At 67.2% G+C, this 21,762-nt stretch carries 19 protein-coding genes and 2 tRNA genes; 9 read left to right on the plus strand and 12 right to left on the minus strand.

The features are described 5' to 3' along the window. Window positions 1-76: 76 nt before the first annotated feature. Window positions 77-1,324: an esterase LipQ gene (lipQ, locus tag AC5Y7E_RS17945; RefSeq protein WP_499950115.1), complete on the minus strand. Its 1,248-nt coding sequence runs from the start codon at window positions 1,322-1,324 to the stop codon at window positions 77-79. Between the two features lie 186 nt (window positions 1,325-1,510). Here lipQ and AC5Y7E_RS17950 point away from each other — a divergent pair. The 4 genes from AC5Y7E_RS17950 to AC5Y7E_RS17965 all read left to right on the plus strand — a co-directional run bounded on the left by AC5Y7E_RS17950 (window position 1,511) and on the right by AC5Y7E_RS17965 (window position 4,129). After that, a tRNA-Arg gene (locus AC5Y7E_RS17950) sits at window positions 1,511-1,584 on the plus strand. 75 nt (window positions 1,585-1,659) lie between these two features. Then, a complete protein-coding gene (locus tag AC5Y7E_RS17955; RefSeq protein ID WP_499950116.1) occupies window positions 1,660-2,340 on the plus strand; it encodes a cutinase family protein in 681 nt (226 codons plus the stop codon). A 164-nt stretch (window positions 2,341-2,504) separates the two neighbouring features. Beyond that, window positions 2,505-2,915, plus strand: a complete 411-nt coding sequence (locus AC5Y7E_RS17960) for a hypothetical protein (RefSeq protein ID WP_499950117.1) — start codon at window positions 2,505-2,507, stop codon at window positions 2,913-2,915. A 443-nt stretch (window positions 2,916-3,358) separates the two neighbouring features. Beyond that, window positions 3,359-4,129: an enoyl-CoA hydratase gene (locus AC5Y7E_RS17965; RefSeq protein ID WP_499950119.1), complete on the plus strand. Its 771-nt coding sequence runs from the start codon at window positions 3,359-3,361 to the stop codon at window positions 4,127-4,129. 38 nt (window positions 4,130-4,167) lie between these two features. Here the strand turns inward: AC5Y7E_RS17965 and AC5Y7E_RS17970 are convergent, their stop codons facing one another. The 8 genes from AC5Y7E_RS17970 to AC5Y7E_RS18005 all read right to left on the minus strand — a co-directional run bounded on the left by AC5Y7E_RS17970 (window position 4,168) and on the right by AC5Y7E_RS18005 (window position 13,878). Continuing rightward, entirely contained in the window at window positions 4,168-5,337 is a 1,170-nt protein-coding gene (locus AC5Y7E_RS17970) for a dihydrolipoamide acetyltransferase family protein (RefSeq protein ID WP_499950120.1), read from the minus strand. Next, window positions 5,334-6,389, minus strand: coding sequence for a 3-methyl-2-oxobutanoate dehydrogenase subunit beta (bkdB, locus tag AC5Y7E_RS17975; protein WP_499950121.1), 1,056 nt, complete (start codon window positions 6,387-6,389; stop codon window positions 5,334-5,336). The genes AC5Y7E_RS17970 and bkdB overlap by 4 nt, the downstream gene beginning before the upstream one ends. Window positions 6,390-6,398: 9 nt before the next feature. Beyond that, window positions 6,399-7,481 carry a pyruvate dehydrogenase (acetyl-transferring) E1 component subunit alpha gene (gene pdhA, locus AC5Y7E_RS17980; RefSeq protein ID WP_499950123.1) on the minus strand — a complete coding sequence of 361 codons (1,083 nt, stop codon included), beginning with the start codon at window positions 7,479-7,481 and terminating at the stop codon, window positions 6,399-6,401. A gap of 249 nt (window positions 7,482-7,730) precedes the next feature. Continuing rightward, window positions 7,731-8,552, minus strand: a complete 822-nt coding sequence (locus tag AC5Y7E_RS17985) for an HpcH/HpaI aldolase/citrate lyase family protein (protein WP_499950125.1) — start codon at window positions 8,550-8,552, stop codon at window positions 7,731-7,733. Then, complete coding sequence (locus AC5Y7E_RS17990) at window positions 8,549-9,046, minus strand: MaoC family dehydratase (RefSeq protein WP_499915307.1); 498 nt, start codon at window positions 9,044-9,046, stop codon at window positions 8,549-8,551. The genes AC5Y7E_RS17985 and AC5Y7E_RS17990 overlap by 4 nt, the downstream gene beginning before the upstream one ends. 49 nt (window positions 9,047-9,095) lie before the next feature. After that, window positions 9,096-10,262 carry an acyl-CoA dehydrogenase family protein gene (locus tag AC5Y7E_RS17995; protein WP_499915305.1) on the minus strand — a complete coding sequence of 389 codons (1,167 nt, stop codon included), beginning with the start codon at window positions 10,260-10,262 and terminating at the stop codon, window positions 9,096-9,098. Further along, window positions 10,259-12,274 (minus strand): acetyl/propionyl/methylcrotonyl-CoA carboxylase subunit alpha, encoded by a 2,016-nt coding sequence (locus AC5Y7E_RS18000; RefSeq protein WP_499950127.1) that lies wholly within the window; start codon window positions 12,272-12,274, stop codon window positions 10,259-10,261. The genes AC5Y7E_RS17995 and AC5Y7E_RS18000 overlap by 4 nt, the downstream gene beginning before the upstream one ends. Before the next feature lie 5 nt (window positions 12,275-12,279). Next, complete coding sequence (locus AC5Y7E_RS18005; protein WP_499950129.1) at window positions 12,280-13,878, minus strand: carboxyl transferase domain-containing protein; 1,599 nt, start codon at window positions 13,876-13,878, stop codon at window positions 12,280-12,282. Window positions 13,879-14,060: 182 nt separating this feature from the next. On the opposite strand from AC5Y7E_RS18005, the gene AC5Y7E_RS18010 reads away from it, so the two are divergent. Next, window positions 14,061-14,717, plus strand: coding sequence for an SACE_7040 family transcriptional regulator (locus AC5Y7E_RS18010; protein ID WP_499915299.1), 657 nt, complete (start codon window positions 14,061-14,063; stop codon window positions 14,715-14,717). 63 nt (window positions 14,718-14,780) lie between these two features. Then, the gene (locus AC5Y7E_RS18015; protein WP_499915298.1) at window positions 14,781-15,557 is read left to right on the plus strand and encodes an MmpS family transport accessory protein; all 777 of its coding nucleotides are present in this window, start codon (window positions 14,781-14,783) and stop codon (window positions 15,555-15,557) included. A 16-nt stretch (window positions 15,558-15,573) separates the two neighbouring features. Here the strand turns inward: AC5Y7E_RS18015 and AC5Y7E_RS18020 are convergent, their stop codons facing one another. Further along, window positions 15,574-16,926 (minus strand): MFS transporter, encoded by a 1,353-nt coding sequence (locus AC5Y7E_RS18020; protein WP_499915296.1) that lies wholly within the window; start codon window positions 16,924-16,926, stop codon window positions 15,574-15,576. 69 nt (window positions 16,927-16,995) lie between these two features. On the opposite strand from AC5Y7E_RS18020, the gene cmrA reads away from it, so the two are divergent. Further along, a complete protein-coding gene (gene cmrA, locus AC5Y7E_RS18025; protein WP_499915294.1) occupies window positions 16,996-17,802 on the plus strand; it encodes a mycolate reductase in 807 nt (268 codons plus the stop codon). A 3-nt stretch (window positions 17,803-17,805) separates the two neighbouring features. On the opposite strand, the gene AC5Y7E_RS18030 is transcribed toward cmrA, so the two are convergent. Next, a complete protein-coding gene (locus AC5Y7E_RS18030; protein ID WP_499950131.1) occupies window positions 17,806-19,386 on the minus strand; it encodes a helicase HerA-like domain-containing protein in 1,581 nt (526 codons plus the stop codon). 176 nt (window positions 19,387-19,562) lie between these two features. On the opposite strand from AC5Y7E_RS18030, the gene orn reads away from it, so the two are divergent. Beyond that, entirely contained in the window at window positions 19,563-20,210 is a 648-nt protein-coding gene (gene orn / locus AC5Y7E_RS18035; protein WP_499916675.1) for an oligoribonuclease, read from the plus strand. Between the two features lie 55 nt (window positions 20,211-20,265). Next, a tRNA-His gene (locus tag AC5Y7E_RS18040) sits at window positions 20,266-20,341 on the plus strand. A gap of 66 nt (window positions 20,342-20,407) precedes the next feature. Here the strand turns inward: AC5Y7E_RS18040 and AC5Y7E_RS18045 are convergent. Further along, a complete protein-coding gene (locus tag AC5Y7E_RS18045) occupies window positions 20,408-21,604 on the minus strand; it encodes a L,D-transpeptidase (RefSeq protein ID WP_499950133.1) in 1,197 nt (398 codons plus the stop codon). Window positions 21,605-21,762 lie beyond the last annotated feature (158 nt).

Genomic DNA, 21,762 nt, shown 5'->3' on the forward strand with positions numbered 1-21,762 from the left:
CCAACCCCAATCGTCTACCCAACGCTAGTCGGGTTGCCCCGCTGGTGAAAGGAGCGGCGAGTACTGGGGAGCGGGCTCAGCCGGCCGACGTGGCCGCCAGGGGCAGTGAATCCAGCATCGCGCCGACGCGCCGCCCGTAGACGACACCGAGGAAGTCGGCGACGGCGTCAGCGGCCAGCCGCGATCGGACCGTCGGCGTGATGTCGAAAGCGTGGTGGGCATTGCCGAGTTCGGCGTGGGCCACTGTGGCCGCGCCGGCCGCGCGCAGCGCCGCGCAGAACGCGCGAGCCTGTCCGCTGGGCACCAATTCGTCCTTCTCACCGTGCAGCACGAAGAACGGCGGCGCGTCACCGTGCACGTAGGAAATCGGCGACGCCGCCGTGAAGCGCTCCGGCTCGTCGGCATAGCGGGCCTTCATCACGAATTGCTCGAGGAACGGCAGCATCAGTTCGTGCATGTTGTCGAAATCGGTGAAGTCGTAGACGCCGTAATAGGGCGCCACCGCTTGCACGGTGGTGTCGGCGGCTTCGAAGCCGGGCTGAAAGCTGGGGTCGTTCGGGGTGAGCGCCGCCAGGGAGGCCAGGTGCCCGCCCGCCGAGCCGCCGGTGATCGCGATGAAGTCGGGGTCGCCGCCGTAGTCGGCAATGTTCTCCCGCACCCACGCGATCGCCCTTTTGACGTCGATGAGGTGCGCGGGGAACGTGGCGCGCGGGCTCTTGCTGTAGTCGATCGAGACGCAGATCCAACCGAGTTGGACCATTCGGCTCATCAACGTGTAGGCCTGCGGACGCCGGCCGTTCAGCGCCCACGCTCCGCCCGGCACTTGGATCAGCACCGGCGCCCGGCAGCCGGGCGCCAAATCGTCGCGCCGCCAGACGTCGAGCAGGTTGTCGCGGGGACTCGGACCGTAGGAGATGTCGGAAGTCTGCGCCGCGTAACGGCGGTGGGGCCCGGGCCTGCTCAACAGCCGACCGCGCGGCGCGCACAGGGCGCCGACGGCGGCGGGGTGGCAGATCTGCTCGCGAAATTCGGATCCGAAGGACTCTTCGAGGGCGGCGGTGAGGGTTCGATCCGCCCGCTGGGCCGCCCACGCCGTGCCGACGCGGCCGACGGACGGATGAGCAACCCGCGACAGCGCGTGTCCGGTCACCACGTGGGGAGGAAACTCGGTGAACAGCCAGCCGGCGAAGCAGCCGAGCGCGAACGGTCCGCCACGGAGCACCAGATTGCCCAGCTGATATGCACCGCGGGCTTCGGCCGCCAGGCGTGCCGCCTGGGCGCCCGCCCACGAGCGGTGTGAAGTCAAAGCACTGGCCACGCTCATTGCAACGCCACCCCTCGACGTTATGCACACGCCTCGTTGCGGTTAACGGCCGATTGCCGGCCGATGTTGTGCGTGTGTCGAGGGTCCCCACCATAACCGATAACTGCGGTGGCGGAAGGGTTTTCGCGCGCGTGGCGGCGGGAAATCGGGACCGCGGGTGCGGTTGGATAGACTGACCTGCACATTGCCTCCGTAGCTCAGGTGGATAGAGCAAGGGCCTTCTAATCCCTAGGTCGCACGTTCGAGTCGTGCCGGGGGCACCGACCGGGTATGAGTTCGCCTGGGCGTCTCGGGCGCGCTCCCTATTCGACGAAATGTCAATTAGCATCTGGAAGATGACGGCGCGCCGATTAGCGCGTTTGCTGGGTGTCGCGGTGGTGACAACCGGTGCGGCGCTGCTGTGCCCGCCGATTTCCACGTCCGCCGCGCCCTGCCCGGACGTCGAGGTGACATTCGCCCGCGGCACCGCCGAGCCGCCCGGCATTGGCGGGGTCGGACAGGCCTTCATCGACTCCTTGCGTTCCCAGGTCGGGGGCCGGTCCCTCGCGGTGTATGCGGTCGACTACCCGGCCGACGAGGATTTCGCCCCGTCAGCGTCCGCGGGCGCCGGCGACGCTCACGCTCACGCTCAATCCATAGTGGCCAACTGCCCCCACACCAAGCTGGTGCTCGGCGGATACGGACAGGGCGCGATGGTGATCGATCTGATCACCATCGCCCAGGCACAGATCGCGGGCTTGGTTCCTCAGATACTGACGGCGGACGAGGCGGACCATGTCGCCGCGCTCGCTCTGTTCGGGAATCCGTCGGACCGGTATCTGGGGGCGCCGGTGAGCGTGGTCAGCCCTTGGTACGGGGCCAAGGCCATTGACCTGTGCGCGCCCGGCGATTCGGTGTGCGGTCCCGGCCCCCTGGCGGTGCCGTCGCACGATGAGATCTTCTCGGCGGCGCACTTGTCCTACCAGGCGTCCGCAATGCCGGGTCAGGCCGCCACATTCGTGGCCGGCCACCTCTGACTCGACTGCTGAGTTCTTTCATACTGCCCAATAATCGGGCAAAGACAGAAGCCAATGTGAAAAGAATGCGGTTTAATCATTGGACACCGTTGTCGAACGAGCAGACGGCGCTTACTTCGAGAGCTTTTGCTAGAGGGTCTTCTCTTCGAGAGGGTTGGCGACATATGGCGACGAATGAATGGCAGCCGGTGGTGCGTGTCGGGGAGCCGACGTTCATAGCCGGCGTTGGCAGCCGAATCAAAGTCGAAGTCAAGACGAGGGGTTGGTTGAGTCGCGACTGGCGCTGCTACTTCGGGGCGCAGATCTCTCAACAACAACTCGACGCCCGGTACTCTTCGTATCCATGTTGGGATGAAGTCCAGCGTATCGAGGGTTCCTGCGCAGAGCACGATGCGGAGCATTACATCGAAATGATCGACGCCGCAATCCATTATGCGAACAACAAGGTGCGTAGTAATGCGCTGCCGAAGGCCATTCCACACGGAACGCGCATCGAGCGGCGGGGCTGTGCGATGCGTGAGCGCCAAGCCCAACTCGATGAGCTGGCGAAGAAGCTAGCAAGACCCGAGCCCTAGCGGATCCCGCAAATTCGACGGCCCTACCGAGCCGACGGTCGACGTCGACCCCCAGCAAGTGCGCCGGTGTCTCACCATGCGTTTTGCCAGGTCGGCTGAGGGATTTGGCCGGAAACGCCGAAGGCGGCAGATAACGGTTTGATAAATCCATTATTACCATTACGTTCCGATATCCGCCGCGCGCCCCGCAAATCCTTTCGCCTTCACTCAGCACTGCCGAAGGCGCTTCGGGCCCAGGCTAATATCGCTCAGCCAATGCGAGGCGCAAATACTATGGCTCGCCGACATGGAATTCCCGCGTTGTCCTGCTGATTCTCGCAAATCACGCTTCGCGCCGCCCCGGCCCCGCGCGTGCGGCGCGAAGTAGTCTTACCTCGCCCGTGGCGCTGCAGCCGATGAACCGCGGTCGATCCACCGCCAGAAAGCGAAGCCGGAGGTGCCCGATGGCCCAGTCCGAACCGATCCTCTTCGAGGTCACCAACCGCGTTGCGCTCATCACCGTCAACGACCCCGACCGGCGAAATGCGATAAATGCCGAGTCGTCGGGACAGCTGCGCGCGGCCGTCGAGCGGGCCGAAGCCGATCCCGGTGTGCATGCCGTGGTGGTCACCGGCGCGGGCAAGGCGTTCTGCGCGGGCGCCGATCTCAGCGCCCTTGGCGCTGCCGGCGGCGGAGAAGCCGAGGCGGGCCTCCAACAGCTTTATGACGGCTTCATGGCCGTCGGCAGTTGCCGGCTGCCCACCATTGCCGCTGTCAACGGCGCCGCGGTGGGCGCCGGCCTGAATTTGGCACTGGCGGCCGATGTGCGCATCGCCGGACCCACCGCCGTGTTCGACGCGCGATTCCAGAAGCTGGGGCTGCACCCCGGCGGAGGTGCCACGTGGATGCTGCAGCGGGCGGTCGGCCCGCAAGTCGCCCGGGCGGCCCTGCTGTTCGGCATGCGCTTCGACGCCGACGCCGCGGTGCGGCACGGGTTGGCGCTGAGTGTGGCCGACGATCCGGTCGCCGTGGCACTGGAGCTAGCCGCCGGGCCGGCGGCGGCACCGCGGGACGTGGTGCTGGCGACCAAGGCCACCATGCGTGCCACCGTCAGTCCGGGGTCGCTGGACAACGAGCAACATCAGCTCGCGATGCGCGCGGAGCTCGGGCCGCAGTCCCATTCGATTCAATCGCCGGAATTCGCACAGCGTTTGGCCGCGGCGCAGCGCAGGTAGGCCGTGGTGCGCCGTACCGTCGTCCCCTGACGCGCGACCTACAGATCCAGCAGTGCGATGTCAGGCGACTCGATCAGATCCCTTAACTCGCAGATGAATTGCGCCGCTTGCGCCCCGTCGGCGATGCGATGGTCGAATACGCACGTCAACGACATCGTCGGGCGCGCCACGATCTCCATGTCCACGACCACGGGCCGCGGCCTGATCGCACCCACGCCGAGGATGGCCGCCTCGGGGTGATTGATTACCGGCACCCCGTCGTCCACGCCCAGCGCCCCGAAATTCGTCACGGTGAACGTCGAGCCCCGCAACTCCGCCGGCCCCAGGCTGCCGGCACGGGCACCGGCGATCAAATCGGCTGCCCGGCCGGCCAGTTCGCGGGTCGTCTTCCTGTCGGCCTCCCTGATGACCGGGACCAGCAGCCCACGGTCGGTGGCTACGGCGATGCCCAGGTGCACATCATGCTCGACGCGCACCTGTGGCCCCTGCGGCGAGTCGACCCAGGTGGAGTTCAGCATTTCGTTGTGGCGCAACGCGATGACCAGCAGTCGCAACACCAGCACGAAGGGCGATATGGTCCCCGCCGCCGAGCTCAACCGGTCCGACAGTCTGGCCAGCTCGGTGCAGTCGACCTCCACACCGACCTTCGCTGCCGGAATCTCTCTGTGCGACAACGTCATTTTCTCCGCCATCCGGGCCTGCACACCCCGCAGCGGCCGGACATCGGCGCCATTGCCGTTCCCGCGAGCCGCCGCCAGCACATCCTCCCGGGTGATGATGGCGCCGGCGGCGTGCTGCACCGAATCGAGGTCAACCATCAACTCCTTGGCCAGCTTTCGCACCGGGGGGGCGGCCAGCGGGCGGGTGGGCCGCCGGCTGGTGTCGATGCCGGAGTCGGCGCCATAGCCCACCAGCGTCGGCACGGCGGGTTCGACGTCGGGCGGGTCACCGCTGAGCGGCGCTGTGTCGATCTGCAGCAGCACCGCTCCTACATTGACCACATCGCCTTCGGCGCCATTCCTTTCGACGATCCGCCCGGCGTATGGGCTCGGGATTTCCACCTCGGCCTTGGCGGTCTCCACCGTGCACAACACCTGATTGAGCTCGACGTCGTCACCGATCGCCACGTGCCACTGCGTCACCGTGACTTCTTCGAGTCCCTCGCCGAGGTCGGGGACCCGAAACGACTTGACCCGCCCCTCGTTCATGGCTGCGCCAACACGCGTTCGACGCAATCCAACAGCCGGTCGGGGCCGGGCAGCCACCACTTCTCCAGCCGCGCCGGCGGGTATGGAGTGTCGAACCCGCACGCGCGCAACACCGGCGCCTCGAGCTCGTAGAACAATTCCTCTTGAATGCGGGCGGCCAAGCCAGCTCCATACCCCAGGCTTCGCGGGCCCTCGTGCATCACCACGCAGCGCCCGGTTTGGTGGATCGACGAGGCGACGGTATCGAAGTCGAGTGGCACCAGGGAGCGCAGATCGATGACTTCTAGGCTCCAATCACGTTGCCGCTGCGCCTCTTCGGCGGCGCCGACGGCGGTGCTGACCAAGCTGCCGTAGGTCACAACGGTCACGTCGGTGCCGGGCCGGCGCACCATCGCCTGCCCGATCGGCGGTTCGGGCCGGGTGACGTCGACCAGGCCGCGCCGCTGATACCGGCGTTTGGGCTCCAGATACATGACCGGGTCCGGGCAGGTGATCGCGTGACGCAGCAGCCAATACGCGTCAGCCGGGCTGGACGGCACCACCACCTTCAAGCCTGCGGTATGTGCCCAGTACGACTCCGTGGAATCCGAATGATGTTCGGCGGCACCAATTCCCCCGAAGGAGGGGATGCGCACCGTCACCGGCATGTTGATTTCGCCGCGGGTGCGGGTGCGATACTTCGCCAGGTGGCTGACCACCTGATCGAAAGCGGGGTAGGAAAACCCGTCGAACTGGATCTCGGGTACCGGCACGAAGCCGCGCAGCGCCAGGCCCACCGCGACCCCGATGATGGCGGACTCCGCGAGTGGCGTGTCAAAGCAGCGGGTCTCGCCGAACGCCGCGGCCAGCCCCTCGGTTACCCGGAACACTCCTCCCTCGACCGAGACATCCTCGCCGAATACCAGCACCCGATCGTCGGCGGCCATCGCGTCGTGCAACGCGCGGTTGAGCGCCGTCACCATGGTCAACGACTGAGCGCCCAGCGCGACGTTCTGCGTTGCCGGGCTGAGTGTTTCGTCGTGGCCGGCCGGGCGATCGGCGAGCTGGGTCATGGACGCCTCTCAATCACTTCGGTCGAGTTCGGCGCGCAGCGCCCGGCGCTGTGCCTGCAGCCCAGGGGTGATTTCGGCATAGACGGAGGTGAACAGCTCGTCGATGTCGAAATCGGGCGCATCGAACACCGCGTCGCGCAATTCGGCCCGCATCCGCTTAGCGCGGCCAACGACCCTTTCCTCCAACCGTTCCGACCACAAGCCCCGGCCTAGCAGGTAGCTGCGGTACCGCGCGATCGGTTCCAGCGCCGCCCAGTGGTCGACCTCGTCTTGCGTCCGGTATCGAGTCGGATCATCGGATGTGGTGTGTGGGGCCAAGCGGTAGGTGACCGCCTCGATCAATGTCGGCCCGCCGCCGGCGCGGGCTCGGGCGGCGGCCTCGGCCGTCACCGCAAAGCAGGCCAGCACGTCATTGCCGTCCACCCGGATTCCTGGCATGCCGTACCCAATCGCCTTGTGCGCCAGCGACGGCGCGGCGGTCTGTTTGGCGATCGGCACCGAGATCGCCCATTGGTTGTTCTGCACGAAGAACACGCACGGCGTGCCGAACACGGCCGCGAAGTTCAGCGCCTCGTGCACGTCGCCCACGCTCGTGGCGCCGTCACCGAGGAAGGCCACCGTCACCGAGTCCTCGCCCAGGCGCTGGGCGGCCATCGCCGCACCCACGGCGTGCAGGGTCTGGGTGCCGATCGGAATCGACAGCGGTGCACAGCATTTCTTCGTGAAGTCCAGACCGCCATGCCAGGTTCCGCGCCACGCCGCGCCCACGTGTCCGGGCGGGATGCCGCGCACCAAAAACGCTCCGAGTTCCCGGTATTGGGGAAACAACCAATCCGTCTTGCGCAGGCACGCCGCGGCACCAACCTGTGCGGCCTCCTGACCATGACACGAGGCGTACAGCCCCAGCTCCCCTTGCCGCTTGAGGTTGACGAATTCGCCGTCCAGTTCGCGGGTGATCACCATCATTTCGTAGAGCCAGCTCAGCGTCTCCGCGGGAAGCTCACGGCTGTAGCGGTTTTCGGACGTCGGCGAACCATCGGGCGCGACGAGTTGTATCGGCTCGAGATCGACAGTCATGGGCCTCGAAGACATCTGCGCCACACCGCCTCCCTCGTCGGGTGCCGCGTGGTCCCCTGGACCACAGCGGATCCCGGCAAACGGTCAGCCGGAATCTACCGCGAGCGGAGATCGATCGCCAGCTACACGAAAGGCCTCGCTCGCCGCGACACTGACGTACTCACCATTATGCGCTCAAACCGGAGGAGACCGGTTGATTGCGATGACGGCACAGCGTGTCGCGCTTCGGTGTCCAGCCCCCGTCCGGTGGTAATGCACCAGCCGTCACTCAGGGACGGTCTCACCCGCCCTGCGCAACGTCATGTGCGCGTGCTTGAGCACGGGTGAGTCGACCATCTGTCCCTCGAAGGCGAAGACGCCGCGCTCGGACCGCGCCGCCGTCAGGACCCGTCGCGCCCAGTCCAGTCGCTCCTCGGTGGGGCGGTACGCCTCGCGCACCACCGGGATCTGGCTGGGGTGGATGCACACGGTTCCGCCGAAGCCCAGCGCGACGGCGTCCTCGGCCTCCTCTCGCAGGCCGTCGAGATCCCGGATGTCCAGATGCACCGCGTCGAGCGCCATGCGGCTGAAGGCAGACGCCGCGAGCAGGGCTGTCGACCGCACGTGATGGGCGACGTCGCGGTAGGTCCCGTCGGCCTTCCGGCTGGAGCTCCCGCCCAGCGTGGCCACCAAGTCCTCGGCGCCCCACATCAGCGCCACGGTGCCCTGTGCCGCCGCGATTTCGGTGGCGAATACCGCGCCGCGTGGCGTCTCCAGCAGCGCGATCACCGCGCGTGGCGCGAGACCGGTGACCTGCGCGGCCGATTCGGTCTTGGACAACATCACCGTCGTGTACGCGGTGCCGGCGAGGGCTTCGACATCGAGAGGGTATTCCGCGGTGCCGGCCGCATTGACCCGCACGACGGTGCGTTCCGGGTCCAGCGGTGTCTCCTGCAGCGCCTTACGCGCCGCGGGCTTGTCGGCCTCGGCCACGCCATCCTCGAGGTCGAGGATCACCACATCGGCGGCCGCTGCGGCCTTGGCGAAACGCTCGGGGCGGTCGGCCGGGCAGAAAAGCCATCCCGGGCCGGCGGCTTGCAGGTTCACGCGGTCTCCTGGTTGCTCGGGCGCTTCTGCACCAGAGTGGTGCGCACGGCGCGGGCGACGACGTCGCCGTGCTGGTTGCGTCCCGTGTGCTCGAGGGTGACGATGCCTTCGCCGGGACGGCTTTTCGATTCCCGCTTGCCCGTACACACGGTCTCCGCGTACAGGGTGTCGCCGTGGAAGACGGGTTTGGGGAAAGACACGTCGGAGAAGCCCAGGTTGGCCACGATGGTGCCGAGCGTCAGCTGCGACACCGACAACCCGACCAGCGTGGACAGGGTGAACATGGAGTTCACCAGTCGCTCGCCGCGAAACCCGGGCTGTTCGGCGGCCCAGGCCGCGTCGAGGTGCAGCGACTGAGTGTTCATGGTGAGCGTGGTGAACAAGACGTTGTCGGCCTCGGTGATCGTGCGGCCGGGCCGGTGCAGATAGGTGGTCCCGATCTCGAATTCCTCAAACCACAAGCCGCGCTGGACAACCGACTTGGCATCCGTCATGAGCGCCGCTCCTCCTCATCGCTCGACTCTGCATCGTCGCCGGCGCGCGTCATGACAGTCCCAGCGATCGCGCGATGAGCATCAGCTGCACTTCGGTCGTCCCTTCGCCGATCTCGAGGATCTTGCTGTCGCGGTAGTGGCGCGCCACCGGATATTCGTTCATGAAGCCGTAGCCGCCGTGGATCTGGGTTGCGTCGCGGGCGTTGTCCATCGCCGCCTCCGAGGCGATCATCTTCGCGATTGCCGCGTCCTTCTTGAAGGGCTTGCCCGCCAACATCTTTGCGGCCGCATCGTAGTAGGCGGTCCGCGCGACGTGGGCACGCGCCTCCATCCGCGCGATCTTGAAGCTGATCGCCTGGTTGGCGCCGATCGGCTGGCCGAACGCCTGCCGTTCCTTGGCGTACTTGACGCTTTCGTCGACGCAGCCCTGCGCCGCCCCGGTCGCCAGCGCGGCGATCGCGATGCGACCCTCGTCCAGGATGGACAAGAAGTTGGAGTAGCCGGTGCCCCGGCCACCCAAGAGGTTCTCCTCCGGAACGCGGACGTCGTCGAAGCTCAACGGGTGCGTATCCGACGCGTTCCAGCCGACCTTGCTGTACACCGGTTCGACGGTGAATCCCGGTGTGCCGTTGGGCACGATGATCGACGAGATCTCTTTCTTGCCGTTGGCGGCGGTTCCGGTGACCGCGGTGACGGTGACCAGTGAGGTGATGTCGGTGCCGGAGTTGGTGATGAACTGCTTGCTGCCGTTGATCACCCAGTCGCCGTTGTCGAGCCGGGCCGTGGTGCGGGTTCCGCCGGCGTCCGAGCCCGCCCCGGCTTCAGTGAGCCCGAAGCCGGCGAGGGCGCGGCCGGCGGTCAAGTCCGGCAACCACTTCTGCTTTTGCTCCTCGGTGCCGAACCGATAGATGGGCATGGCGCCGAGGCTGGCGCCGGCCTCCAGGGTGATCGCCACCGACTGGTCGAACTTGCCGAGTTCCTCGAGCGCCAGCGAAAGGGCGAAGTAGTCACCGCCCATGCCACCGTATTCCTCGGGGAACGGCAAGCCGAACAAGCCCATCTCCCCCATCTTGGCGACGACCTCGTACGGGAAGCTGTGCTCCTCGTCGTGTTTGGCCGACACCGGCGCGACCACGGTGCGCGCGAACTCGGCGACCGTGTCGCGAAGATCCTCGTATTCCTTGGGCAACGTCCCCGCGGTGATGGATGTGGTCATGATGCGTCCTTACTCGAATCGGCTGCCGCGCTGGATTCTTCGGGCACCAGTCGGGCCAGCACCTGGTCCACCGTCACCTGATCACCAACGGACACCAGTACTTCCACCTGTCCGGAGACCGGTGCGGCAAGCGAATGTTCCATTTTCATCGCCTCGACGACGACCACCACCTCGCCCTCGGAAACGCCGGTGCCCGAGGATGCCTGAACGGCGATCACGCTGCCGGGCATCGGGCTGACGATCTCGGCCCGCTGCGCGCCGGCGGCGCGGTGGATTTTGTTCTCCTCGGCTTCACGCACATGCCAGGTTCCTCGCTCGTCGGCGATCCACAGGTGCCGGTCGGCTTCGGCCCAGCGGTAGTCCCGGCGCACACCGTCGAGCGTCATACTCATCCGCGTCGGCTCGACATGCACGGCGGCGGAATGGGTTTGACCCTCGCCGACCTGTACCGTGGCCGCCTCGGGCAAGCCCCGCACCGACACCGTCGCACTGCGCAGCGGGGTGCGCATGTCGGTGCGGACCGGTGCCGGGCTACCGCCGACCCGCCATCCGGTCGGCGCCGCCCAGGGATTGTCGCCGAAGCGGCGAGCGCGCAAAGCCAGGGCCGATTGCCGATAGAGACCGGCCGCGGCGAGCACGTCATCGGGAGCCGGCAGCGGAGCGAAGTCCGCCAGGCGCTCGTCCAGCAGCGCGGTGTCCAGGTCGCCGGCCTGCACCCGCTCGTCGGCGAGCAGGAATCGGAGGAATTCGACATTGGTCTGAACACCCAGGATCACGGTTCGGCTCAGCGCGCGGTCGAGCTTCGTCAGCGCCTCGCCGCGGTCGGTTCCGTGGGCGATCACCTTGCTCAGCATCGGGTCGTAGTCGCTGCCGACCAGCGTGCCCGTCAACAGCGAGGAGTCGACCCGCACGCCGTCACCGGACGGTTCGGAAACCTCCAGCACCCGCCCGCCGGTGGGCAGGAAGCCCCGCGCCGGATCCTCCGCGTACACCCGCGCCTCGACCGCGTGCCCACGCAATTCGATGTCGTCCTGGGCGAACGCCAGCTTCTCGCCGGCGGCCACCCGCAGCTGCCACTCGACCAGGTCCAGCCCGGTGACCGCCTCGGTGACCGGATGCTCGACCTGCAGGCGGGTATTCATCTCCATGAAGAAGAACTCGTCGGGCCGCGCCGCGGAGACGATGAACTCAACCGTGCCGGCGCCGACGTAGTCAACGCTGCGCGCGGTATCGCAGGCGGCCGCCCCGATGCGCGCCCGCGTCGCCTCGTCGAGCAAGGGCGAAGGCGCCTCCTCGATCACCTTCTGGTGGCGGCGCTGCAGGCTGCACTCACGTTCGCCGAGGTGCACAATGTTGCCGTGCGTGTCGGCGAGCACCTGCACCTCGATGTGCCTGGGCCGCAACACGAATCGTTCCAGAAACAGTGTGTCGTCGCCGAACGACGAAGCCGCCTCGCGTCGCGCCCCCACCAGCGCCTCGCGCAGGCTGCCCGGTTCGTCCACCAGCCGCATGCCCTTGCCGCCGCCGCCCGCCGACGGTTTGATCAGCACCGGATACCCGACCTCGTCCGCGGCCGCGGCCAGCTCGTCGTCACTCAGCCCCGGCTTGGCGACGCCGGGCACCACCGGGACGTCGAACGCGGCGACCGCGTTCTTGGCGGTGATCTTGTCGCCCATCACCTGTATCGCCCGGACCGGCGGGCCCAGGAAAACCACTCCGGCCCGCTCGCAGGCGGCGGCGAAATCGGCGTTCTCAGACAGGAATCCGTACCCCGGATGGATCGCTTGGGAGCCGGTGCGCACGGCCGCCTCGACGACCCTGTCGATGTTCAGGTAACTTTCGCGGGCCGCCGCGGGTCCCAGCCGCACCGCCTCGTCGGCTTCGAGCACATGGCGCGCGCCGGCGTCGGGATCGCTGTAGACGGCGACCGAGCGGATGCCGAGCCGACGCAAGGTTCGGATCACCCGCACCGCGATCTCGCCGCGGTTGGCCACTAGAACGGTCTCGAACACTGCACTCACATCCGAAAGACGCCGTAGGAGACGGGTTCCAGCGGTGCTTGGGCGCACACCGAAAGAGCCAGTCCGACAAAGGTTCTGGTGTCGGCGGGGTCGATGATGCCGTCGTCCCACAGCCGCGCCGTGGAGTAATAGGGGTTGCCCTGACTTTCGTACTGTTCGCGGATGGGAGCCTTGAACTCCTCTTCCTCGTCGGTCGACCACGGTTTGCCCGCACCGGCGAGTTGCTCCCCGCGCACGGTCGCCAGCACCGATGCGGCCTGTTCGCCGCCCATCACCGAAATGCGGGCGTTCGGCCACATCCACAGGAAGCGAGGCGAATACGCCCGCCCGCACATCGAATAGTTGCCCGCCCCATAGGATCCGCCGATCACGACGGTCAGCTTGGGCACCCGCGCGCAGGCGACGGCGGTGACCATCTTGGCCCCATGCTTGGCGATGCCGCCGGCCTCGTAGTCGCGACCGACCATGAAGCCGGCGATGTTCTGCAAGAACAGCAGCGGTATCTTGCGTTTGTCGCACAACTCGATGAAATGCGCACCCTTCAAGGCCGATTCGCTGAAGAGCACGCCGTTGTTTGCAACGATGCCCACCGGATGGCCGTGAATGTGGGCGAACGCGGTCACCAGCGTCTTGCCGTAATTGGCCTTGAATTCGCTGAATTCGCCGCCGTCGACCAGCCGCACGATGACCTCGTGCACGTCGTAGGGCACCCGCGGGTCGGGTGGCACCACGTCGTAGAGCTCCGTCTGCGTGCACCTGGGCGGGAGCGGGGATCGCACGTCCCACGGGCTGGGCTGGCGCGGGCCGAAGGTGGCCGCGATCGCGCGGACGATCCGCAGGGCGTGCTCGTCGTCTTCGGCGAGGTGGTCGGTGACCCCGGAAACCCGGGAATGCAGGTCGCCGCCACCGAGGTCTTCGGCCGACACGATCTCCCCGGTCGCCGCCTTGACCAAGGGCGGACCGCCCAAGAAGATCGTGCCCTGCTCGCGCACGATGACCGCCTCGTCGCTCATCGCCGGCACGTACGCGCCGCCGGCCGTGCACGAACCGAGCACCGCGGCAACCTGCGGAATTTCCTTGGCGCTCATGGTCGCCTGGTTGTAGAAGATGCGGCCGAAATGCTCGCGGTCGGGGAACACCTCGTCCTGCCGCGGCAAGAACGCGCCCCCGGAGTCCACCAGGTAGATGCACGGCAGCCGATTCTGCAGCGCCACCTCTTGGGCGCGCAGATGTTTTTTGACCGTCATCGGGTAGTAGGTGCCGCCCTTGACCGTCGCGTCGTTGGCGACGATCACGCACTCGCGGTCCGAAACGCGTCCGATGCCCGTGATGATCCCGGCCCCAGGCGACTCGTCGCCGTACATGCCGTCCGCGGCCAGCGGCGAGAGCTCCAAAAACGGGCTGCCCGGGTCGAGCAGGCGATCGACCCGTTCGCGGGGAAGCAACTTGCCGCGGCTGACGTGACGCTCCCGGGCGCGCTCGTTTCCGCCCAACGCCGCCGCCGCCAGCTTGGCGTTCAATTCCCCCACCAGCCGGCGGTGCTCACCGGAGAACGACGCCTCGGCCTTGACGGGCGAGGTCACCACGTTGTCCATCGCCGCAGCAGCCTCCTTGCCGTCGTGCGATCGGAGTTTGAGTTAATGCCGATTAACTCAAGGAGTGAGAATACCATTCCCGCCGTTGCCGGTCCAGGCAGGACCACGCTTGGCGAAAGCCGCGAGTTAATCGCGAATAACTCGTGCTACGTTAGGGCCAATTGACCAAGCGGAGGTCCGTCATGACAGCGTCCTCCTCCGAGGGGCGGGCCGGTCCCGTCGACGCCCCAAATCGCCGCAGCCAGTTGAAGTCCGACCGTCGCCTGCAACTGCTGTCCGCCGCCGAACGGCTGTTCGCCGAGCGCGGTTTCCTCGCGGTGCGGCTCGAAGACATCGGCGCGGCGGCCGGGGTGAGCGGTCCGGCCATCTATCGCCACTTCCCGAATAAGGAGTCGCTGCTGGTCGAGCTGCTGGTGGGCATCAGCACCCGGTTGCTCGCCGGCGCCCGGCAGGTGCAGACCGACAGCACCGACGCGGCCGCCGCACTGGACGGGCTGATCGACTTCCACCTGGACTTCGTGTTCAACGAACCCGACCTCATTCGCATTCAGGATCGCGACCTCGCGTACTTGCCCGAGGTCGCCGAAAAGCAGGTGCGCAAAGCGCAGCGTCAATACGTCGAGGTCTGGGTGGGGGTGCTGCGCGAGCTGAATCCCGAGCTGGCCGAGGCCGATGCCCGGCTGACCGCGCACGCCGTGTTCGGCCTGCTGAATTCGACACCGCACAGCGTCAAGCCCGCCGATACTTTGCGCGGCAAATCCGGCCGCGCCGCGAGGTCGCGCACCGTCATGCGGGCGATGACGGTCGCCGCGCTCGGCGCCGGAAATCAGTGCCCCTGAGCGTCCGTCGTAGGCTGGCTCAGCCCGTTGACAACCGCGTCCAGGTACCCTGCAAGCCATGAGGTGGACATGAACGATTCACGTCCCACCGAGCGGTTTCCCACATCGCAGCCGGGGCCACAGCAGCCGAGGTATTCGCCCTCCGCTGATCCCGCTTACGCCGACCAGACGCCGTACGCGCAGAGCTACGGCGGGACGACGCCGCCCTGGGCAGCCACCCCGAACGAGACGAACCCGACCAGGCCGCTGCCGGCGTACTGGCAGCAAGAGGTTCCTCCGTCGGCCGACATGCCGACGGGCATGGCTCCCCCGCCGCCGGGCGGCCCGAGGTCGTCGCGATGGTTGTGGATCGGCGCCGGCGCGGCGGTGCTGCTGGTCGTCGCCTTGGTGATTGCGCTGGTACTGGCGAACGACGCGATCAAGACCCAGACCGCCGTCCCGCCGTTGCCGGCGATGCCGGAGCCGAGCACGGAGACCCCGACGACCTCGACGCACCGGACGCCGTCGCTCATTCCGGCCCCGATACCGCCGACCAGCGGCCCCGAGTCGCCGCCCGAGACCACCGGGCCGGCGGCGATGCAAGACGTCGTCTACACAGTCTCGGGTGAGGGGCGCGCGATCAGCATCATGTACATCGATACCGGCGGCCTCATCCAGACCGAATTCAACGTCGCGCTGCCGTGGAGCAAGGAGGTCAGCCTGTCGAAATCGGCGACCCACCCGGCCAACGTCACGATCGTCAACATCGGCCACAGCGTGACGTGCACGCTCACTATCGACGGGGTTCAGATCAGCAAGCGCGTCGGCGGCGGTCTGACAGTCTGCGACGCCCGCGGCTAAGCGCTACACCAACGGGTTACGACGGCTCGGCCGCGGGTTCGGCGACGGCGGGGCCACGCAGCGGAACCCGGACGGCCAGCATCGCCAGCAGTCCGGCGAGCAGCACCAGCAGAATTCCGCCCAGGCCGGCCCGCACGGCGCCGAAGGCGTCGACGAATAGCGAGAACAGCCACGGCGCCACGAACGCCACCGCCCGCCCGGTCATGGTGTAGAGCCCGAACGCCACCCCTTCGCTGCCGTGCTTGGCCATGTGCAGCAGCAAAGCGCGCGACGACGACTGCGACGGCCCGATGAACATGCACAGCACCAGCCCGCACACCCAGAAGGCCACCGGCCCGGACAGCGCCATCAAGGTCAGTCCCAGGACGATGATCGCGAACAATGACGCCACGATCACGGGCTTTGAACCGACGCGGTGGTCGACGAACCCGCCCAGCACCGCGCCCACCGCGGCGATCACACTGGCCGCGACCCCGAAGATCAGCACGTTGGCCTGCGAAATGCCGTACACGTTCACGCCGAGCACCGCGCCGAACGCGAAGATCGCCGCCAGCCCGTCCCGGAAGAGCGCGCTGGCGAACAGGAAGTAGACCAGGTTGCGGTCGCGCCGCCATTCCGCGGCGACCTCGGTCCACAACCTGCGATAGCCGCCGAGCATGCTCGTCGACTGGTGGTGCTCCGACGACTCGGTCAGCCGGTGCGCGACGAACAGCAAGGGCAGCGCCAGCACCGCGAACCAGATCGCGGCAACCACCATCGCCTCACGGACATAGAGCCCGTCCCGCAGGGGAACTCGCAGCAGGCCGCGCGTCGCGTCGGGCCCTTTGCCGGATCCGGAGATGAAGCCGGTGTAGATCACCAGCAGGAGCACAACGCTGCCGACATACCCCGCCGCCCAGCCGAATCCGGATATCCGCCCGGCCGTCTGCGGCGTCGAGAGCTGACGCAGCATGGCGTTGTAGGGGACGCTGGCCAGATCGCCGCAGGCCGCCGTCGCCCCGAGGAGCGCCAGGCCCGCCCACAGGTAGCCGGGGCGCTCGCGGATGAAGAACATCAGGCAGGTCAGCGTCACCGCCGCGGCCGTCAGCACGCTCAACGCCACCCGCCTGCGATGCGCGGACTCCACCCACACGCCGACGGCGGGCGCGAGCACCGCGACGGTCAGCCCCGCGATGGCCGCCGCGCGGCCCAGCCAGCTCGCCGGTGTGGTGGAGCCGGATATCCCCACCCCCACGCTGCTGGTCAGGTAGACGGAGAAGACGAACGTCGCCACGATCGCGTTCAGGCCGGTCGAGCCGGAGTCCCAGAGCGCCCACGCCACGACGCGCGATCGCGCGGCGGTGGCGGGCCGCGGCTCCGGCTGGCTCATGCCCGGCACTCTATCGGCGCGCGCGATCGCCTGCGGGCCGCGTTCGGACCGCTGTCTACGATTGGCGGCATGCCGCTACCCGCCCCAAGCCCCGAGGCGCGCGCCGTTGTCACCGGAGCTTCGCAGAACATCGGTGAAGCGCTCGCCACCGAACTCGCCGCGCGCGGACACAGCCTGATCGTCACCGCCCGCCGCGAAGACCTGCTCACGGCCCTGGCCGCTCGCCTCACCGGCAAGTACGGCGTCACCGTCGACGTGCGCCCCGCCGACCTCGCCGATCCGGGCGAACGCGCGAAGCTGTGCGACGAGCTGGCAGCCCGGCCCATCTCGATCCTGTGCGCCAACGCGGGCACCGCGACCTTCGGCCCGGTTGCCACGCTCGATCCGGCCGGTGAAAAGGCCCAGTTGCAGCTGAATGTCCTTGGGGTGCATGACCTTACGTTGGCGGTGCTGCCGGGGATGGTCGAGCGTGGGTCCGGCGGCATCCTGATTTCCGGTTCGGCGGCGGGCAATTCGCCGATCCCCTACAACGCGACCTATGCGGCCAGCAAGGCCTTCGCGAACACCTTCAGCGAATCGCTGCGCGGCGAGCTGCGCGGGTCCGGCGTCAATGTGACGCTGCTGGCGCCGGGCCCGGTGCGCACCGACCTGCCCGACGACGCCGAGGCCTCGATCGTCGAGCGGCTGGTGCCGGATTTCCTGTGGATCTCGACCGAACACACCGCGCGGGTGTCTCTGGATGCGTTGGCGCGCAACAAGATGCGCGTCGTTCCCGGCCTGACGTCGAAGGCCATGTCGGTGGCCAGCGGGTACGGTCCGCGCGCCATCGTGGCGCCGATCGTGGGCGCGTTCTACAAGAAGCTCGGCGGCGGGTAGGCGCTATTTCCGGCGGCGTCCGGAACCGAAGATGCCTTTCACCGCTTCGCGTATCGCGGTGTTGATGCCGCTTTTAACGGTGGGGTTCTGCAGAACTTCCTCCCACATCGACGGCCCTTTTGCGCCCTTCGGCTCCGCCGGCTCCGGCATCGGCGGAACCGGCTCGTTGGGCGGGACCGGCGGGTATTCGGACCGGGTTTGCGGCGGCTGCGGCGCGGGCGGGGCTTGCGGATCCGGCGGGACGGACGGGGGCTGCGCGGGCTGGGAGAGCGTCTGACCGTACTTCGCCTGCAGCGGACTGTTTTTCGCCGCGGCCACGATCGCGTCGTTGCCGATCGACGCCATGAGCGAGCGCGGTACCCGCATGCGGGTCCACGCGACCGGCGTCGGTGCGCCCTTCTCGGATAACACGGTCACCACCGCCTCCCCGATTCCCAGCGACGTCAGCGCCGACTCCAGGTCGTAGACATCGGTTTTCGGGTAGGTGCGGACGGTCTTGCTGAGCGCCTTCTGGTCGTCGGGTGTGAACGCCCGCAACGCGTGCTGAACTCGCGCGCCCAGCTGGGACAGGATGTCGTTGGGGATGTCCGTGGGGAGTTGGGTGCAGAAGAACACCCCGACGCCTTTGGAGCGGATCAGCTTCACGGTCTGCTCGACCTGCTCGAGGAAGGCCTTCGACGCGTCGGCGAACAACAAGTGCGCCTCGTCGAAGAAGAACACCAGCTTCGGCTTGTCCACATCGCCGACCTCGGGTAGCTGGCTGTACAGGTCGGCGAGCAACCACATCAGGAAGGTGGAGAAGATGACCGGACGCACCGACTGACCCGTGAACTCCAGCAGCGAGATGATGCCCTGGCCTTGCTCATTGACGCGCAGCAGATCGTTCGGGTCGAGCTTGGGCTCGCCGAAAAAGGTGTCCCCGCCTTCGGCATCGAGGTTCACCAGCGCGCGCAGGATCACGCCCGCCGTCGTCGCCGACACGCCGCCCAGCGATTTCAGGGCTTCTTTGCCCTCGTCGCTGGTCAGGTAGCCGATGGCGCCGCGTAGATGGTCAGTGGTGACCAGCGGACGGTTTTGGTCCTTCGCCCAGTGGAAGATCAACCCCAGCGTCGATTCTTGAGTAGCGTTGAGCCCCAGCACTTTTGACAGCAGAACGGGGCCGAAGCTGTCGACGGTCGCCCGGATCGGCACGCCGATTCCCTTGGTGCCCAGCGACAAGAACTCGGCCGGAAACCCCGTCGGCTGCCAGTTGTCGCCGGTGTCTTTGGCCCGCGCGGCGGTCTTGTCGTTACCTTCGCCGGGCCTGGCCAGCCCGGACAGGTCGCCCTTCACATCGGCCATCAGCACGGGGACGCCCGCGGCGCTGAGCTGCTCGGCGATCAATTGCAGCGTCTTGGTCTTACCGGTTCCGGTCGCCCCCGCCACCAGGCCGTGCCTGTTGATGGTGGCCAGCGGAATGCGAATCTGGGCCGCCGGATCGGCCGCGCCGTCGATGACGACGGTGCCCAATTCCAGCGCCTGGCCGTCGACGGCGTATCCATCGGCGATCCGCGTCGCGGCCGTGGCCGCTGAATCGGTGCTCATCGTGCTGCGCCTCTCTTCCCCGACGATTCGGCGTGCAGTTCGACAACGCTCCACCCTACTTCCCCACCTTCTCCGGGGGCGAGGTCCGGCGCGCGCGTCACCTGGGCCTGGTCCGATGGTGGCGACCCGCCGCGTCCGGCTTCGCCGCACTTGCGATCGCCACTAGTCTGAGCGCTGTGCGAGACGAATTGGTGTGGATCGACTGCGAGATGACCGGGCTTGATCTGGGTTCGGACAAGCTCATTGAGATCGCGGCACTGGTGACCGACGCCGATTTGAACGTTCTCGGCGACGGGGTCGACGTAGTGATCCATGCCGACGACGCCGCGCTCGCGGCGATGGGCGAGGTGGTCACCGAAATGCACTCGCGCTCCGGGCTGACCGACCAGGTGCGGGCGTCCACGGTCGACCTGGCGACCGCGGAGGCGATGGTTCTGGATTACATCGGCGAACACGTCAAACAACCCAAAACGGCGCCGCTGGCCGGCAACTCCATCGCCACCGACCGCGCCTTCATCGTGCGCGACATGCCCGCCCTGGATTCGTTCCTGCACTACCGCATGATCGATGTGAGCTCGATCAAAGAACTCTGCCGGCGCTGGTATCCGCGCATTTACTTCGGCCAGCCGGTCAAGGGGCTGGCCCACCGCGCGCTGGCGGACATCCACGAGTCCATTCGCGAGCTGCAGTTCTACCGGCAGACCGCATTCGTCTCGCCGCCGGGGCCGTCTACCAGCGAAATCGAGGCGGTGGTCGCCGCCCTTGGCGACGGAAAAGACGCACCGGGGCCAAGCGATTCGGCCAGCGCGCCGCCGACCGGTTAGTATCGACGTCGCCGCTCGTTGACCGTCATCGCGTGAAGGTCGGCTGGCGGTCGTGGTGGGTGTAGTTCAGTTGGTAGAGCGTCAGGTTGTGATCCTGAATGTCGCGGGTTCGAGTCCCGTCACTCACCCCACAGGTCAGGGAGCGTTGCCGCTCCCTGACCTTTTTTGACCCGGAGTCGCGAGAACCGACCGCTTCGTCAGGTGTTGGCGTTGCCCGCTTTCCACTGCGCCCAGGGGATGTTCCAGTCGCCCAGGCCCTCGATCCCCGGCAGCGTCGACCCCACCGTATGCACCACCTCGACGATGTCGCCGCTCTTGCTGTGGTCGTAGAACCACTCGGCGTTGCTCGGACTCACGTTGAGGCATCCGTGGCTGGTGTTGGTGTGGCCTTGGGCGCCCACCGACCACGGCGCCGAGTGCACGAAGACGCCGCTGTAAGACATCTGGGTGGCCCAGTCGACCTCGGTGCGATATCCGTTGGGCGAGTTGACCGGAACGCCATATGTCGAGGAATCCATGATGATGTGCTTGAACCGCCCACCAATGATGTAGATGCCGTTAGCCGTTGGGGTGCTGTCCTTGCCCATTGACGTCGGCATGGTCTTGACGACATCACCGTTGACCCGCACGGTCACCGTCTTCGTGGTGTCGTCGGCCGTCGAGATCACCTCGTCACCGATGGTGAAGTGCGACTTGACGTTGTCCTCGCCGAACATCCCGTCGCCCAGGTCGACCCCGTAGGTGTTGACGGCCACGTCGATGGTTGTCCCCGACTTCCAGAAACGCTCCGGGCGCCAACGAACTTCGCGGTTGTTCAGCCAATAGAACGCGCCCTCCACCGCAGGATTGGTGGTGATCTTGATGGCCTTCTGGGCCGCCGCGCGGTTCGCGATGTTCTCGTCGAAGCGGATCGCCACCGGCTCACCGATGCCCACCACGTCACCATCGGCCGGACTGACGTAGGGCATGGTCAGGTGCGCCGGTGAGCTGGTCTCGAACGTCATCTGCTTGTTGGCCGCGCCGCCCAGGCCGGTGGCCTTCGCATTCAGCGTGTAGCGCCTGTTGTAGCCGAGCGGCTCTGTGGTCGACCAACGCAGGCCGTCGGGGCTCAACTGCCCATTGATCGACCTACCGTTCTCGTTGACCATGGTGACCGAGGCGAGCACGCCGTCGGCGACGGTCACCGTCACCGGCGCATCCACCGTCACACCGACGGCGCCGTCGGTCACCGAGGCGGTGAGCTTCGGCACCAGCAGGTCGGCCAGTGGCGTGCCCTTGTCGAAGATGACTTTCGCCGGTGCCGCCGCGTGGTCGCCGGTACACGCGCCGCTGAACACGGCAATCGGAATAATCGCAGCCACCAGCCACGATCGTCGCCTCCGCAAACGCGTCATCCAGTGACCTTCCGTGTGATTCTCCAGTTGGTCACCGCTGACCAGTCAGGTAGCTGCAGGCATTCTAATGGCTTTTGCCGACACTCCCCCGCGGATGCGAGCCCGGGCGGCCGATCGGTGTCACCACCGCAATGAATTCGTCATTCAGGCGTGGTCCA

The organism is Mycobacterium sp. NGS17 (assembly GCF_059813205.1).

Excerpts from the sequence above, each read along its gene's own strand:
- cmrA (WP_499915294.1), top strand. The coding sequence starts at position 16,996 with ATGCCGCTACCCGCCCCAAGCCCCGAGGCGCGCGCCGTTGTCACCGGA.
- pdhA (WP_499950123.1), bottom strand. The coding sequence starts at position 7,481 with ATGTCTTCGAGGCCCATGACTGTCGATCTCGAGCCGATACAACTCGTC.
- AC5Y7E_RS18020 (WP_499915296.1), bottom strand. The coding sequence starts at position 16,926 with ATGAGCCAGCCGGAGCCGCGGCCCGCCACCGCCGCGCGATCGCGCGTC.
- AC5Y7E_RS17965 (WP_499950119.1), top strand. The coding sequence starts at position 3,359 with ATGGCCCAGTCCGAACCGATCCTCTTCGAGGTCACCAACCGCGTTGCG.
- AC5Y7E_RS17960 (WP_499950117.1), top strand. The coding sequence starts at position 2,505 with ATGGCGACGAATGAATGGCAGCCGGTGGTGCGTGTCGGGGAGCCGACG.
- AC5Y7E_RS17955 (WP_499950116.1), top strand. The coding sequence starts at position 1,660 with ATGACGGCGCGCCGATTAGCGCGTTTGCTGGGTGTCGCGGTGGTGACA.
- AC5Y7E_RS17995 (WP_499915305.1), bottom strand. The coding sequence starts at position 10,262 with ATGACCACATCCATCACCGCGGGGACGTTGCCCAAGGAATACGAGGAT.
- AC5Y7E_RS18030 (WP_499950131.1), bottom strand. The coding sequence starts at position 19,386 with ATGAGCACCGATTCAGCGGCCACGGCCGCGACGCGGATCGCCGATGGA.
- AC5Y7E_RS18010 (WP_499915299.1), top strand. The coding sequence starts at position 14,061 with ATGACAGCGTCCTCCTCCGAGGGGCGGGCCGGTCCCGTCGACGCCCCA.
- bkdB (WP_499950121.1), bottom strand. The coding sequence starts at position 6,389 with ATGACCCAGCTCGCCGATCGCCCGGCCGGCCACGACGAAACACTCAGC.
- AC5Y7E_RS18005 (WP_499950129.1), bottom strand. The coding sequence starts at position 13,878 with ATGGACAACGTGGTGACCTCGCCCGTCAAGGCCGAGGCGTCGTTCTCC.
- AC5Y7E_RS17970 (WP_499950120.1), bottom strand. The coding sequence starts at position 5,337 with ATGAACGAGGGGCGGGTCAAGTCGTTTCGGGTCCCCGACCTCGGCGAG.
- AC5Y7E_RS17990 (WP_499915307.1), bottom strand. The coding sequence starts at position 9,046 with ATGACGGATGCCAAGTCGGTTGTCCAGCGCGGCTTGTGGTTTGAGGAA.
- AC5Y7E_RS18045 (WP_499950133.1), bottom strand. The coding sequence starts at position 21,604 with ATGACGCGTTTGCGGAGGCGACGATCGTGGCTGGTGGCTGCGATTATT.
- lipQ (WP_499950115.1), bottom strand. The coding sequence starts at position 1,324 with ATGAGCGTGGCCAGTGCTTTGACTTCACACCGCTCGTGGGCGGGCGCC.